This window comes from Kitasatospora sp. NPDC091257 (genome assembly GCF_044757675.1).
GTDB classification, from domain to species: Bacteria; Actinomycetota; Actinomycetes; order Streptomycetales; family Streptomycetaceae; genus Kitasatospora; species Kitasatospora lactacystinica.
On the sequence record NZ_JBIVVI010000090.1, the window covers coordinates 1 to 13,603 of the forward strand.

Consider the following 13,603-nt stretch of genomic DNA (forward strand, 5'->3'; position numbering starts at 1 on the left):
GGGGGCGCTGGCGTGAACGCAAGGCGGACTCCTCCGTCGAAGTCTCACGGAAGAGTCGACGGTAGGGGTGCTACTGGCCGGTTGGCTAGTGGCGTGCATGCCATTTTCCGTGCGGGGGCGTGGAGTTGGGGCGTTTGGGCTGCGTGCTGCGTGCTGCGTGCTCCGGGGTCGGGGCGCGTGGGGTCGAGGTGCGGGGGCGTGCTGTCCCGGGAGTCGGCCGAGGTGGCGGCGACGGGGCCGGGCCCGGTGCCGCGGGTCCCGGTGGTGGAGCGGCCGGGGAAAAGGCGGCGCCGCACCCACCGGGCTCAGTCCGGAGGTGCGGCGCCGGGTCGGCGGGGCCGGGTCAGGGCTTGAGCACCAGGCGGATCGGGTTGCCCTCCTTGCGCTCCAGCGCCTCGACCGCGCGGGCCGCCTCGGCCAGCGGGAAGGTGCCGCTCACCGAGCGGGAGAAGTCGAGCCGGCCGCCGCGGACCAGGTTGACCAGGTCGACGACGTCCTGGCCCTCGGAGCCGTAGTGGCCGCGGATCTGCTGGCGCAGGTAGCTGACCAGGGTGCCGTTGGTGACGGTCAGCGGCTTGTCGGTGAGGCCGACCAGCACCAGGCGGCCGTGTTCGCCCAGGGTGGCCATGGCCTGCTCGCGCACCGGGGCGACCCCGGCGAAGTCGAAGGCGGCGGACAGCGGGCGACCGCCGGTGGCCTCGCGCAGCAGCTGGGCGAACGCGGGGTCGGTCGGGTCGAGGGCCGCGTCGGCGCCGAAGGCCAGGGCGCGCTCACGGGCGGCCGGCAGCGGGTCGACGGCGACGATCGGGAAGGCGCCGATGGCCCGCAGCAGCTGCACGCCGTGGGCGCCGAGGCCGCCGACGCCCCAGACGCCGACCGCCTCGGCGGGCCGCACGGCGCCGGTGGCGGTGATGGCGGCCCAGGGGGTGGAGACCGCGTCGGGGATGAAACAGGCCTGCTCGAAGGGGAGCTCGTCCGGTATGGGCACCAGGGTGGTGGCGGTGGCGAGCGCGTACTCGGCCCAGCCGCCGTCGTAGTCCACGCCGCGGGTGTGCACGACGCCGTCGCGGTTCTCGCCGGCCTGCAGCAGCACCCGGTCGCCGACGGCCGCGGTGGTCACGCCCTCGCCGAGGGTGTGCACGGTGCCCGCGACCTCGTGGCCGAGGGTGACCTTGTCGCCCTTGAGGAAGAGCGGCTTGAGCATGCCCTCGATCAGGTGGACGTCGGAGAGGCAGACGCCGGCGGCCTCCACCTTGATCAGCACCTCGCCCGGACCGGGCACCGGGACGGGGACCTCCTCCACGGCGAAGGCGCCCTTGGCGACGTCGAGCCGGCCGGCGAGCATCGTGGCGGTCATCAGGACTTCCCTTCTCGCGGGGGCGGCGGGCCGGGGGAGTGTTCGCCGCTCCGGAAGTTACTTGTTATCCAACAAGCAAGTTCACCGTAGCATGGTGGCATGTCTACGCACGATGAGGGCCGAACCGGAGGACCCGGGACGCTCCGGGAGGCGCCCGCGCGCCGCACCCAGGCCGAACGGCGGGCCCGGGCCGAGTCCGCGCTGATCGCCGCCGCCGCCCGGCTGATCGCCGAGCACGGCAGCACCGGGGTCACGCTGGCCGGGGTGGGGGAGGAGGCGGGCTTCAGCCGGGGCCTGGCCACCCACTACTTCGGGTCGAAGGCCGCACTGCTCGCCCGGCTCCAGGGCGCGGCGCTGGCCGAGGCGATGGCGGCGGCCGCGCCGGAGCGCAGCGGGGCGGGCGCGGTGGACGAGCTGTGCGGGTTCGCGCGCGGCTGCCTGGAGGGCGTGCGCAACCCGACCGACCTGGGCCGGGCCTTCGTGGTGCTGGGCGCGGAGGCGCTCGCGGGGGCCTCGGAGCTGACCGCCGCGGTGGCGGAACTGGACGCCCGGACCCGGGCGTGGGCGGCCGAGGTGGTCGGGCAGGGGCAGCGGGAGGGCGAGCTGCGCCCCGGCGTGGACCCGGGCGCCTTCGCGCTGGCCTTCGTGGGGCTGCTCAAGGGGCTGGTGGTGCAGGCCGCGGCCGCTCCGAAGGCCTTTGACGTGGGGCTGGCGGTCGCCGAGTCCGAGCGCTGGATCCGGCTGGCGCTCACGGCGGGCTGAGGGCTCGCGGGCGGGGCGGGGCGGGGCGGGCGTCCGGCCGGGGCCGGGCGGAGGGCGGCCGGGGCGAGCGGGGCGGAGTCGGCACCGCCGCACGGCGGCCGTGCGGCGGTGGGCGGCGGTGCGGGTGGCCGCTCCGGGGCGGGGTCAGGCCCGGCGGGCGGGCGAACCGCGGCGTGCGGGCGGCACGATGCGCACCCGCTCGGTGGCGGGCGCCTTTTCGAGGTCGTCCAACTGGGCCAGGACGGTGGCGCGCAGGTCGTCGTCGTCCTCGAAGTGGTGGTCGTTGAACAGGGTGTAGCCGGACCACATCAGGTTGGCGCAGACCCGGGGCGGGACCTTGCCCGTCGCGGCGCCCATGCCGACCAGGGCGACGGACCGGATCGAGCCCGGCCGCAGCCGGTTCTGCCGGTGGACGGCCTGGAACGCGGCGGCGCAGGCCAGGGCCACGTTCAAGGTCTCGCTGACGTTCTGCGAGGAGGTCCGCATGGTCGGGGCCGATATCAGGAACGCCGGGTTGACGGCGCCGGACGGGACGCAGACCGCGCTGCCGACCGGGAGGCTGCCGGCGTGCTGCTCGCGGATCGCCTTCTGGACCCGCAGCTGGATGCCCGCGCCCAGGTGGCGCTTGATCGCGGCGTCCGTTCCGCCGTCCATCCGGCCGCGGGAGTTGGTGGGGCTGACCCAGGCGTCCGCCTTCGCGGTGAGCAGCGAGGCGTGCCGGATGTCGATCCCGGGGACGTCGGCGAAGGCCGCCCGCCAGGACTCCACGACCGTCGCGTTGAGGTCGGTCAGCACCACCTTGAGCGGCGGCTCGGTGCGGTCCGTGGTCATGCTGGGCTCCTGTCGGTCGGGGGTGCCCGGTGGGCCGGTTTCTTGGTGACACCGACGAAGCTAGCGCCCGGCACTGACAATCCGTCCGGGCTCCGTCCGGGCTCCGTCGGCGTCCCGTCGGCACCTCGCCCGCGCCGGTCGGCGGCCGGTCGGCGCGGGCCGGACTGTCGGACCCTGCTGGTAGGACTGTGGTGTCCGCCAGGGAAGCTGACGGTCCATCACCTGCCGTTCGTCTGACATTCGTACGGTCCCGATCAGCCGGAGTTGCACCACCATGAGCGCTGTCGACACCCCCGCCACCCAGCCCGACCCGAGCGACCCGCTCGCCCTCGCCGACCTCTTCACGGGCGGCGGCGAGCCGTGGCTGCCGCTGCTGAAGCCGGTGATCGAGGCGCAGCCCGGTGCGGCCTCGTTCATCGGCCCGGGCCGCGGCCCGGAGGTCGTCCCGGTCCGCGAGCTGACCTTCCAGGCGCTCAAGCCGCACGCGCCGCACCGGTGGAAGGTCGTCGTCTTCGGCCAGAACCCGTACCCGAGGCCGGAGAGCGCCACCGGCATCGCGATGTTCGACAACACCTTCCACGACTGGAAGGACAGCCAGTTCGGCCGGGTGATCAGCATCCGCTGCCTGATCAAGGCCGCGGCGATGTGGAAGTACGGCATCCCCAAGAAGACGCCGATCGCCGACATACGGGCGCTGCTGAAGAAGCAGGAGACGGTCCAGCCGCCGGAGTGGTTCCAGGCGATGCTGACCCAGGGCGTGCTGCTGCTGAACGCGGCGCTCACCGCGAGCAGCGACGGCGCGATGGGGCCGGACGAGCACACCGGGTTCTGGCGGCCGGTCGCCGAGCGGATCGTCGAGGAGATCCTCCGCGCCAAGCAGCGGGCCGCCGAGGAGGACCGCTACGTGGTCTTCGCCTGGTGGGGCGCGCACGCCCGCAGCCTGAAGAACGTCGTGCTGCGGCTGCAGGAGAAGTACCCCGAGGTCGAGGTCCGCCACATCGACCACGCCAACCCGGCGGCCCAGGGCGACATCTTCTGCGACGGCGAGCACTTCGCCACGGTGAACGCCGCCCTGGCCTCGCTCGGTGCCGACGAGGTCGACTGGCTGCCCAGCACGGGGTGGAACGCGCCGTCGGCGCAGGGCGGCGGGGCGGAGGCCGGGGTCGCCGAGCGGATGGGTGCCTTCATCGCCTCCACCATGGAGCTGCACCAGCTCTACCTGGACCGACTCGCCGGGGTGAAGGACGAGGGCCTCGTCCTGCCGGCGATCACCGGTGTGTTCGACACCCCGCCGACGGGCTTCCGGGAGGCGGTGTCGCCGGTCGCCGAGCTGCTGCGCGGCCTGGACCGGCACGTGTCGCTGTCGCACGACTTCGGCAAGCGGCGGGCGGACGAGGCGGCCACCGGCCTGTCCGCCGACGAGATCGCCGCGCTGTACCTGTACACCTGCGAGTCCGCGTTCTACCGGGAGATCAACGCGGTGCTGCGCTCGCCGGACCGCAGCCGGCTGGTGCCCTACCTGCCGTACCTGCGGCTGCTGTTCGCGGCGGTGTCGCGGCTGCCCGTCCGCACCGCGCCGCTGTGGCGCGGGGTCTCGCTGGACCTGCGGCGGCAGTACCCGCTCGGGAGGACGGTGACGTGGTGGGGCGTCTCCTCCTGCACCTCCGAGCTCGGGGTCGCGCGGTCCTTCCTGGGCAGCCGGGGCAAGCGGACGCTGTTCGAGGTGCGTCCGGTGCGGGCCGCCGGCATCAGGAACTTCTCGGCGTTCACCGGCGAGGAGGAGTTCATCCTGCTGCCCGGCACGCAGTTGGAGGTCACCGACGTCCGGGCGGAGCGCGGTGGCCTGTGCACCGTGACGCTGACCGAGCTGGAGGAGGCGCCCCTGGTGTCCTGAGGCGCCCGGGCCGAACCCGCCCCCTGGAGCAGCAACCGAGTCAGTATTTTTACTGAGTTAAGTTATGCTGGACTCCGAGCGGCAGATGAGCCCGTTGTGCGGGAAGGGGCGCGAACGATGACCTCGGAAATCCGGAACCTGGACGGCGAACTGGAACGGGAGCGGGCCTACGTCGAGGTCTGCCGGGTCGCGACGGCCCGGCAGGTCGAGGACGCGGGCCACCAGGTCGCCGCCGCGGAGGACGTCTCCGGCGACGGTGCCGGCGCGGAGGCGCTCGGCCGGTACCTGCGCACCCGCGCCAAGCGGATGACGGAGCTGCCGGAGAGCCCGTCCTTCTTCGGCCGCCTCGACTTCGCCGACACCGCGGAGGCCGGGGAGCACCGGCGACAGCGCTACTACGTGGGCCGCCGGCGGATCTCCGAGGATCCGACGGTGCCGCCGCTGGTGGTCGACTGGCGGGCCCCGGTCTCCCGGGCGTTCTACCAGGCGAGCGCCCACGCCCCGCTCGGGCTCGCGCGGCGCCGCCGGTTCGGCTGGGCGCCGTGGAGCCTGGGCGCACCGGAGGAGCTGACCGGGCTGGAGGACGAACCCCTCGGCGCGGACGGCGGGCACGGCCCGGCGGACGGCGACGCGGCGGGTGACGGTGCGGCGGGCGACGGTGCGGCGGACGGTGGCGAGGGCGGTGCCGGCGGCATTCTGGCCGCCGAGATCGAGCGGCCCCGCACCGGCCCGATGCGGGACATCGTCGCCACCATCCAGCCCGAACAGGACGTGCTGGTGCGGGGCGAGCTGAGCGAGTCGGTCTGCGTGCAGGGCGCGCCCGGCAGCGGCAAGACCGCGGTCGGGCTGCACCGCGCCGCGTACCTGCTGTACAGCTTCCCGCAGCGGATCCAGCGCGGCGGCCTGCTGGTCATCGGCCCCAACCGGACCTTCCTGCGCTACATCGCCGAGGTGCTCCCCGCGCTCGGCGAGATCGACGTCACCCAGCGCACCGTCGAGGACCTGGTCGCCACCCGGCCGGTCGCCGCCGTGGACGACGAGCGGGCCGCCGCGGTCAAGCAGGACGCGCGGATGGCGACGGTGCTGCGCCGGGCGCTGTACGGCCGCATCCGGGCGACGGGCCCGGAGCCGCTGGTCGTACCGGACGGCTCCTACCGGTGGCGGGTGCCCCCGGAGCGGCTGGAGCGGACGGTCGCCGAACTGCGCGAGCAGGCGCCGCCGTACGCGATCGGCCGGGAGAGCCTGCGCACCCGGGTGGTGGCGATGCTCCAGGACCAGGCCGAGCGGCGGACCGGCGTCCGGTCCGGCGCCTGGTCGCGGAAGATCGGCCGCTGCGGGCCGGTGGCCGCCTTCCTGGAGGCCGCCTGGCCGAATCTGCGCCCGGAGGCCGTGGTCGCCGCGCTGCTGAGCGACCCCGCCCTGCTGGCCGAGGCCGCCGAGGGGGTGCTCGGCCCCGAGGAGCAGGCGGCGATCCTGTGGCGCCGGCCGCCGCGCTCGGAGAAGAGCGCCACGTGGTCCGAGCACGACCTGATGCTGCTGGACGAGGTGGCCGGCCTGATCGAGCGCCCGGCCGGCTTCGGCCACGTCGTGGTGGACGAGGCCCAGGACCTCTCCCCGATGCAGTGCCGGGCGATCGCCCGCCGCAGCGCCTTCGGCTCCCTGACCGTTCTCGGCGACCTCGCCCAGGCGACCGCCCCGTGGGCCGCCCGCAGCTGGCCCGAGCAGCTCGCCCACCTGGGCAAGCCGCAGGCCGCGGTGGTGCCGCTGACCACCGGCTTCCGGGTCCCGGCCGCCGTGACGGCCCTCGCCAACACCCTGCTGGGCGCGCTGGACGTGGACGTGCCGCCGGCCGTGTCGCTGCGGCAGGACGGGGAGCTGACGGTGCGGCGGGTGGCCGGGGGCGGCCTGGGCGGAGCGGTGGTCGCGGCGGTGCGGGCCGCGCTGGAGCGCGAGGGCTCGATCGCGGTGATCGCGGCGGACGGCGCGGTGGCGGAGGCCGCCGAGGCGCTGCTCGCGGCGGGGATCCCGACCGGGGCGGCCGAACAGGTCGGCACCACGGCGCGGGTGACGGTGCTGCCGGCCTCGCTGGTGAAGGGGCTGGAGTACGACCACGTGGTGGTGCTGGAGCCGGCCGCCATCGTGGAGGCCGAGGCGCGCGGCCTGCACCGGCTGTACGTGGTGGTGACGCGGGCGGTCTCCCGGCTGTACGTCCTGCACTCCCGTCCGCTGCCCGCGCCGCTGGGCGGGTGACGGCCCGGCGGCGGAGGCGGGTGGGGAAGGCCGGGCGGGTGCGGCCGCCGGGCATGACCCCGTGCCCACCGGAAGCGGCGGCCGACCGGTGCCGGCACCCCCGCTGACCTCCTCACTCGTGCCCGGATCAGCTCCGAACAGCTGGATATCCTGAACACATGAGCGACAACCTTCCCCCGTGTCCGCAGTGCTCCAGTGAGTACACCTATGAGATGAACGCCCTCATGGTCTGCCCCGAGTGCGCCCACGAGTGGGTGCCCGGCGGCGGCGACCAGGCCGGCGCGCCGGCCGGTGAGCGCGTGATCAAGGACGCCGTCGGCAACGTGCTGAGCGACGGCGACACCGTGACGGTGGTCAAGGCGCTGAAGGTCAAGGGCAGCGTCTCCGGCATCAAGGCCGGCACCAAGGTCCGCAACATCCGCCTGGTGGACGGCGTCGACGGGCACGACATCGACTGCCGCATCGAGGGCTTCGGTGCCATGCAGCTCAAGTCCGGCGTGGTCAAGAAGGCCTGATCCGCGGGCCCCCAGCGGCCGCGCCCCGTCGAGGAGATCGGCGGGGCGCGGCCGTTGCGCTGTCCGGGGCCGGTCGGGGGTGGAGCCGCCGCCCGGATTAGTTGTAGCATCACAATGATTACAACAACACAAATAACTCTGGAGCGTTCGCCATGCCCGATGCCGCTCGACCGCGGCCCTGGCTCGTGCTCGCCATCTGCTGCATGAGCCTGCTGATCGTCAGCCTCGACAACACCATCCTGAACGTGGCCCTGCCCGCCGTCCGGCGTGACCTGGACACCACGGTGTCCGGCCTGCAGTGGACGGTCGACGCCTACACCCTGGTGCTGGCGAGCCTGCTGATGCTCTCCGGCTCGACCGCCGACCGGATCGGCCGCCGCCGGGTGTTCCGGATCGGACTGGTGGTGTTCACCGCGGCCTCCCTGCTGTGCAGCCTGGCCCCCGGGCTCGGCTGGCTGATCGCCGCGCGGATGCTCCAGGCGGTCGGCGGATCGATGCTCAACCCCGTCGCCATGTCGATCATCAGCAACACCTTCACCGACTCCCGGCAGCGCGCCCGGGCGATCGGCGTCTGGAGCGGCGTGGTGGGCATCAGCATGGCCGCCGGGCCGATCATCGGCGGGGCGCTGGTGGAGTCGGCCGGCTGGCGGGCGATCTTCTGGATCAACGTCCCGATCGGCCTGGCCGCCCTCTTCCTCACCACCCGCTACGTGCCGGAGTCGCGGGAGGCCCGCACCCGCCGGGTGGACCCGGTCGGCCAGCTGCTGGTCGTCGTCGTGCTCGCCGCCCTCACCTACGCGATCATCGAGTCACCGGAGCGCGGCTGGACCTCGCCCGTGGTGCTCGGCTGCACGGCGGCCTCCCTGGGCGCGCTGCTGGGCCTGCTGCGGTACGAACCCCGGCGCACCGACCCGCTGATCGACCTGCGGTTCTTCCGCTCCGCGCCCTTCTCCGGCGCCACCGTCATCGCGGTCGCCGCCTTCGCCGGCCTCGGCGGCTTCCTCTTCCTCACCTCCCTGTACCTCCAGGACGTCCGCGGGCTCGACCCGCTGCACGCCGGACTGTTCATGCTGCCGATGGCGGTCATGTCGCTGCTCACCGCGCCGCTGTCCGGCCGGATGGTGGCCGCCCGGGGGCCGCGCACGCCGCTGCTGCTGGCCGGGGCGGCGCTGACCGCGAGCGCCGTGCTCCAGGCGGTCGGCTACTCCGAGCACCTGCCGACCTGGCTGCTGGTCCTCGCCTTCCTGCTCTTCGGTACCGGCTTCGGCCTGGTCAACGCGCCCATCACCAACACCGCCGTCTCCGGGATGCCCCGCTCGCAGGCCGGGGTGGCGGCGGCGGTGGCCTCCACCAGCCGACAGGTCGGCCAGTCCCTGGGCGTCGCGGTCACCGGCGCCCTGATGGCCGGCAGCGCCCTCGCGGACCCGGCGGCCTTCACCGGGGCGGCCCGGACGGCATGGTGGATCATCGCCGGCTGCGGCGCCGCCGTGCTGGTCACCGGTACGCTCACTTCCGGCCGCTGGGCCCGGGCGACGGCCGAGCGCACGGCGCGGCGGCTCGCCGCCGAGGAGGCGGCCGAGGGAAGCACGGAGACGAAGGAGACGGTGGACGCCTGATGGAGCGCCTCGACACCGGTGGGCACCCGGAGGGGGGCGGGACGGACGCCGCGACGGCGGCCCGGGTCTGGCAGGGGATGTACGCGCTCGTGCTGGAGCGCCACGACCGCCGCAGGACCGTCGCCGAAGCCCTCGGCATGAGCTTCAGCCGGGTCAGGGCGCTGCGCCGGCTCGCCGCCGGCCCGATCACCCTGCGGGAGCTGGCCGAGCGGCTGACCGCCGACCCGCCGTACACCAGCGTCATCGTGGACGACCTGGCGCGGCGCGGGCTCGCCGAGCGCATCACCAACCCGGCGGACCGGCGCTCCAAGCTGGTCCACCTCACCGAGGAGGGCGAGGCCAAGGCCGCGCTCGCCACCGGGATCCTCGCCACGCCGCCGGACGCGCTGCTCGCGCTGCCGCCGGAGGACCTCCGCGCGCTCGACCGGGTGATGGCGAAGCTCCTGGACTGAGGGCTGCCGCCCGACGCGGCGGGCGTGGATCCGGGAGTCGGGACACCGGCCGCGGGTGATCCGTGTTTTCCGCGAGGACGGAGACGGCATGCATGAGTCCGGGCCGCTGTTCCCGTTCCGCTGCCGTGCTGCCGACCGCCGGGGCCCACTGCCCTTGATGGTCCGTCAATCGCCGTTCTTCGCAGGCCCGCACGCCGATCGTGCGGGCTGTTCGGGAACTGCTCCGCCATCGCCGTCGGCGACGCCCGGATCGCCGGGCGCCCGGCGCCGGGCGCCCGGCAGGTGTCCGGCAGGCGTGGGGCAGGCGTCGGGTCAGCCGTCCGAGCGTCGCAGCAGGTAGGTGTCCATGATCCAGCCCTTGCGCTCCCGGGCCCGCTCACGCAGCTCGCGGATGCGAGGGGCGGCCTCGGCGAGCGGACCGGAGACGAGCACCTCGTCGGGGGTGCCGAGGTAGGCGCCGTAGCGGATCTCCAGCCCCTCGGGGTCGATCCCGGCGAAGGCGGCCCGGCCGTCGAGCATCACCACCACGTCGTCCACCCCCTCGGGGAACCCCTCGGCGAGGCGGCGGCCGGTGGTGATCTGCACCGGCCGGCCGACCCGGGTCAGCGTGGTGCGGTGCCGGGCGGCGAGCGCGGAGACGCTGCTGATGCCCGGGACCACCTCGTACGCGAAGGGCACGCCGCCCCGGTTCGACACGTCGTCCACCACGGCGATGACGCTGTCGTAGAGGGCGGGGTCGCCCCAGACCAGGAAGGCGCCGTTCTCGCCCGGGCCGAGGTGCTCGGCGACCAGCCGTTCGACCAGATCGGCGCGGCGGACGCGCCAGTCGTCCACGGCGGCCGCGTACGCGGGGGTGGCGCGGTCCCGTTCGGCGTCCGGCGCCTCGACCACGCGGTGCCCGGGCCGTCCGTGGTCGGCCAGCATCCGGCGACGCAGCCCGATCAAGTCCTGCCGTTCCTCGCTCTTGTCGAGGATGAAGAAGACGTCGGTGCGACCGATCGCCTTGACCGCCTGCAGGGTGAGGTGGTCGGGGTCGCCCGCGCCGATGCCGATGACGAAGATGTGCCGCATGGGAGACATTCTGCCGTCCGCCCCCGGGTGCGCCGCCCGGGGCCGGGCGCGGAGTCTGCGTCTCACCACGCGGACGCCTTGCGGGATTTCCGCCTCGACGCCGAGGGTTTGCCCCTAAGCTGGCGGTGCAGCTGGTTCGCCCTGTCCGCCAGGCAGGCGCGTCGCAAGAGGGAACCCGGTGGGAATCCGGGACTGCCCCGCAGCGGTGAGTGGGAACGACCGCCGTCATACGCACTGGACCCGGGACGGGTCTGGGAAGCGACGGCCAGTAGGTGTCCGCCCCGGTTTCGGCCGAGGTGGGTGTGCCCGCGAGTCCGAAGACCTGCCACTGCCCGTGCGCGAGCGTTCGCGCGCGGCCATCCGGTGACCTCGTGGGCGGGTCGGCGACCATATCGGGCGGAGCCGCGCACGGGTGCGGTCGTCCGTCCGGTCCGTCATCCCTTCGCGTCCTCGTGCCGTCACCGGGCACTTGAGGATCCAGACTCGCGAAGGAGAGTCCCTTGACCACGAAGTCCGCAGCCGCGGCGAGCGTCGCCACCGCCCACGGCTACCCCCGCCAGGGCCGGGGCCGTGAAGTGAAGAAGGCGATCGAGGGGTACTGGAAGGGCGCGGTCGCGGCCGAGGCGCTGCTGGCGACCGCCGCCGACCTGCGTCGGACGAACTGGGCGCAGCTCGTCGAGGCGGGGGTCGCAGAAGTGCCGACCGGCGACTTCTCGCTCTACGACCACGTGCTGGACACCACCGTGGCGGTCGGCGCGATCCCGCCGCGGCACCGGGAGGCGGTCGACGCCGACCCGCTGGCCGGGTACTTCGCGATGGCGCGCGGCAACCAGGACGTCGCTCCGTTGGAGATGACCAAGTGGTTCGACACCAACTACCACTACCTGGTACCGGAGTTGGGCCCGGACACGGTGTTCGCCGCGAACCCGGCCAAGGCGGTCGGCGAGCTGCGCGAGGCGCTGCTGCTCGGCCACGCCGCCCGGCCGGTGCTGGTCGGGCCGGTCAGCTACCTGCTGCTCGCCAAGCCGGCGCCCGGGGTGGGCGCGGACTTCCAGCCGATCACCCTGCTGGACCGGCTGCTGCCCGTCTACGCCCGGCTGCTGGCCGAGTTGCGTGCCGCCGGCGCCGCGTGGGTGCAGCTGGACGAGCCCGCGCTGGTGCAGGACCGCACCCCGGCCGAGCTCAACGCGGCTGCCCGCGCCTACCGCGAGCTGGGCGGTCTCACCGAGCGGCCCAAGCTGCTGGTCGCGAGCTACTTCGACCGGCTCGGCGAGGCGCTGCCGGTGCTGGCCAAGGCCCCGGTCGAGGGCCTGGCGCTGGACTTCACCGGCCCGGCCGCCGCCAACCTGGAGGACCTCGCCGCCGCCGGCGGTCTGCCCGGCAAGCGGCTGGTGGCGGGGGTGATCGACGGGCGCAACATCTGGATCAACGACCTGGAGAAGTCGCTGGTGACCCTGGCGACCCTGCTCGGCCTCGCCGGCACCGTCGACGTGGCGCCGTCCTGCTCGCTGCTGCACGTGCCGATCGACGCCGCCGCGGAGCGCGACATCGACCCGCAGATCGCCCGCTGGCTGGCCTTCGCCCGACAGAAGGCCGGCGAGGCGGCACTGCTCGCCCGGGGCCTGCGCGAGGGCACCGGCGCGATCACCGCCGAGCTCGCCGCCAACCGCGCCGACCTCGCCTCCCGCGCCAACTCCCCGATCACCCGCGACCCGGCGGTGCGCGCCCGCGCCGCCGCCGTCACCGCCGACGACACCCGGCGCGCCCAGGCGTACCCGCAGCGGGCCGAGGCCCAGCGCGCCCGGCTCGGGCTGCCGCTGTTGCCGACCACCACCATCGGCTCCTTTCCCCAGACCACCGAACTGCGCACCGCCCGCGCCGATCTGACGGTGGGTCGGATCGATGCCCCGGCCTACCGGGAGCGGATGGAGGCGGAGGTCCGCGAGGTCGTCGCCTACCAGGAGAAGGCCGGGCTGGACGTCCTGGTGCACGGCGAGCCCGAGCGCAACGACATGGTCCAGTACTTCGCCGAGCAGCTCACCGGCTACCTCGCCACCCGGCACGGCTGGGTCCAGTCGTACGGCACCCGGTACGTGCGCCCGCCGGTGCTGGCCGGGGACATCTCCCGTCCGCACCCGATGACCACCGACTGGTTCGGCTACGCGCAGGGCCTGACCGACCGCCCGGTCAAGGGCATGCTGACCGGCCCGGTCACCATGCTCGCCTGGTCCTTCGTCCGCGACGACCAGCCGCTCGCCGACACCGCCCGGCAGGTGGCCCTCGCCCTGCGCGACGAGGTCGTCGACCTGGAGGCGGCCGGCGCCGCCGTCGTGCAGGTCGACGAGCCGGCGCTGCGCGAGACCCTCCCGCTGCGGGCCGCCGCCCGCCCGGCGTACCTGGCCTGGGCCACCGAGGCCTTCCGCCTCGCCACCTCCGGCGTCCGCACGGACACCCAGATCCACACCCACATGTGCTACGCCGAGTTCGGCGCGATCATGACCGCGATCGACGAACTCGACGCCGACGTCATCTCCCTGGAGGCCACCCGCTCCCGCATGGAGGTGGCCGGCGAGCTGGCCGAGGCGGGCTACCCGCGCGAGGTCGGCCCCGGCGTCTGGGACATCCACTCCCCGCGCGTCCCGAGCACCGACGAAGCCGTCTCGTTGTTGCGCGCGGGCCTGGCGGCGATCCCGGCGGAGCGGCTCTGGGTCAACCCGGACTGCGGGCTGAAGACCCGCGGCTGGACGGAGACCCGGGCCTCGCTGGAGAGCCTGGTCGGCGCCGCCCGCCTGCTGCGCGAGGAACTGGCCGGCTGACGGCGGCCGGGGTGGGCGCGGCAAGGCCGCCGCGCCCAC

At 74.4% G+C, this 13,603-nt stretch carries 10 protein-coding genes and 1 riboswitch; of the genes, 7 read left to right on the forward strand and 3 right to left on the reverse strand.

Going from position 1 to position 13,603, the window contains the following annotated elements:
• Window positions 1-343: 343 nt before the first annotated feature.
• Window positions 344-1,357, reverse strand: coding sequence for a zinc-binding dehydrogenase (locus ACIQOV_RS06655; RefSeq protein WP_401045656.1), 1,014 nt, complete (start codon window positions 1,355-1,357; stop codon window positions 344-346).
• Between the two features lie 99 nt (window positions 1,358-1,456).
• Between ACIQOV_RS06655 and ACIQOV_RS06660 the strand changes: the two genes are divergently transcribed.
• Entirely contained in the window at window positions 1,457-2,119 is a 663-nt protein-coding gene (locus ACIQOV_RS06660; RefSeq protein WP_401045658.1) for a TetR/AcrR family transcriptional regulator, read from the forward strand.
• 144 nt (window positions 2,120-2,263) lie between these two features.
• Here ACIQOV_RS06660 and ACIQOV_RS06665 read toward each other — a convergent pair whose 3' ends face one another.
• Complete coding sequence (locus ACIQOV_RS06665) at window positions 2,264-2,950, reverse strand: macro domain-containing protein (protein ID WP_380545184.1); 687 nt, start codon at window positions 2,948-2,950, stop codon at window positions 2,264-2,266.
• A 274-nt stretch (window positions 2,951-3,224) separates the two neighbouring features.
• Here ACIQOV_RS06665 and ACIQOV_RS06670 point away from each other — a divergent pair, with 274 nt between their 5' ends.
• From ACIQOV_RS06670 to ACIQOV_RS06690, 5 genes are all read left to right on the forward strand, one after another.
• Window positions 3,225-4,844, forward strand: coding sequence for an ADP-ribosyltransferase domain-containing protein (locus ACIQOV_RS06670; protein ID WP_401045662.1), 1,620 nt, complete (start codon window positions 3,225-3,227; stop codon window positions 4,842-4,844).
• A 117-nt stretch (window positions 4,845-4,961) separates the two neighbouring features.
• Window positions 4,962-7,094, forward strand: a complete 2,133-nt coding sequence (locus tag ACIQOV_RS06675; RefSeq protein WP_401045665.1) for a HelD family protein — start codon at window positions 4,962-4,964, stop codon at window positions 7,092-7,094.
• Between the two features lie 158 nt (window positions 7,095-7,252).
• Window positions 7,253-7,609, forward strand: coding sequence for a zinc ribbon domain-containing protein YjdM (locus ACIQOV_RS06680; protein ID WP_380545188.1), 357 nt, complete (start codon window positions 7,253-7,255; stop codon window positions 7,607-7,609).
• Window positions 7,610-7,761: 152 nt separating this feature from the next.
• A complete protein-coding gene (locus tag ACIQOV_RS06685) occupies window positions 7,762-9,225 on the forward strand; it encodes an MFS transporter (RefSeq protein ID WP_401045669.1) in 1,464 nt (487 codons plus the stop codon).
• Window positions 9,225-9,677, forward strand: coding sequence for a MarR family winged helix-turn-helix transcriptional regulator (locus ACIQOV_RS06690; RefSeq protein WP_401045672.1), 453 nt, complete (start codon window positions 9,225-9,227; stop codon window positions 9,675-9,677). The genes ACIQOV_RS06685 and ACIQOV_RS06690 overlap by 1 nt, the downstream gene beginning before the upstream one ends.
• 312 nt (window positions 9,678-9,989) lie before the next feature.
• On the opposite strand, the gene cobF is transcribed toward ACIQOV_RS06690, so the two are convergent.
• Window positions 9,990-10,748, reverse strand: coding sequence for a precorrin-6A synthase (deacetylating) (cobF, locus tag ACIQOV_RS06695; RefSeq protein WP_401045674.1), 759 nt, complete (start codon window positions 10,746-10,748; stop codon window positions 9,990-9,992).
• A gap of 115 nt (window positions 10,749-10,863) precedes the next feature.
• Window positions 10,864-11,093, forward strand: a riboswitch (cobalamin riboswitch).
• Window positions 11,094-11,248: 155 nt separating this feature from the next.
• On the opposite strand from cobF, the gene metE reads away from it, so the two are divergent.
• The gene (gene metE, locus ACIQOV_RS06700) at window positions 11,249-13,564 is read left to right on the forward strand and encodes a 5-methyltetrahydropteroyltriglutamate--homocysteine S-methyltransferase (RefSeq protein WP_401045677.1); all 2,316 of its coding nucleotides are present in this window, start codon (window positions 11,249-11,251) and stop codon (window positions 13,562-13,564) included.
• Window positions 13,565-13,603 lie beyond the last annotated feature (39 nt).

Bases quoted from the DNA above. Each gene is read 5' to 3' on its own strand.
- ACIQOV_RS06655 (WP_401045656.1), bottom strand. From the start codon at position 1,357: ATGACCGCCACGATGCTCGCCGGCCGGCTCGACGTCGCCAAGGGCGCC.
- ACIQOV_RS06660 (WP_401045658.1), top strand. From the start codon at position 1,457: ATGTCTACGCACGATGAGGGCCGAACCGGAGGACCCGGGACGCTCCGG.
- ACIQOV_RS06665 (WP_380545184.1), bottom strand. From the start codon at position 2,950: ATGACCACGGACCGCACCGAGCCGCCGCTCAAGGTGGTGCTGACCGAC.
- ACIQOV_RS06670 (WP_401045662.1), top strand. From the start codon at position 3,225: ATGAGCGCTGTCGACACCCCCGCCACCCAGCCCGACCCGAGCGACCCG.
- ACIQOV_RS06675 (WP_401045665.1), top strand. From the start codon at position 4,962: ATGACCTCGGAAATCCGGAACCTGGACGGCGAACTGGAACGGGAGCGG.
- ACIQOV_RS06680 (WP_380545188.1), top strand. From the start codon at position 7,253: ATGAGCGACAACCTTCCCCCGTGTCCGCAGTGCTCCAGTGAGTACACC.
- ACIQOV_RS06685 (WP_401045669.1), top strand. From the start codon at position 7,762: ATGCCCGATGCCGCTCGACCGCGGCCCTGGCTCGTGCTCGCCATCTGC.
- ACIQOV_RS06690 (WP_401045672.1), top strand. From the start codon at position 9,225: ATGGAGCGCCTCGACACCGGTGGGCACCCGGAGGGGGGCGGGACGGAC.
- cobF (WP_401045674.1), bottom strand. From the start codon at position 10,748: ATGCGGCACATCTTCGTCATCGGCATCGGCGCGGGCGACCCCGACCAC.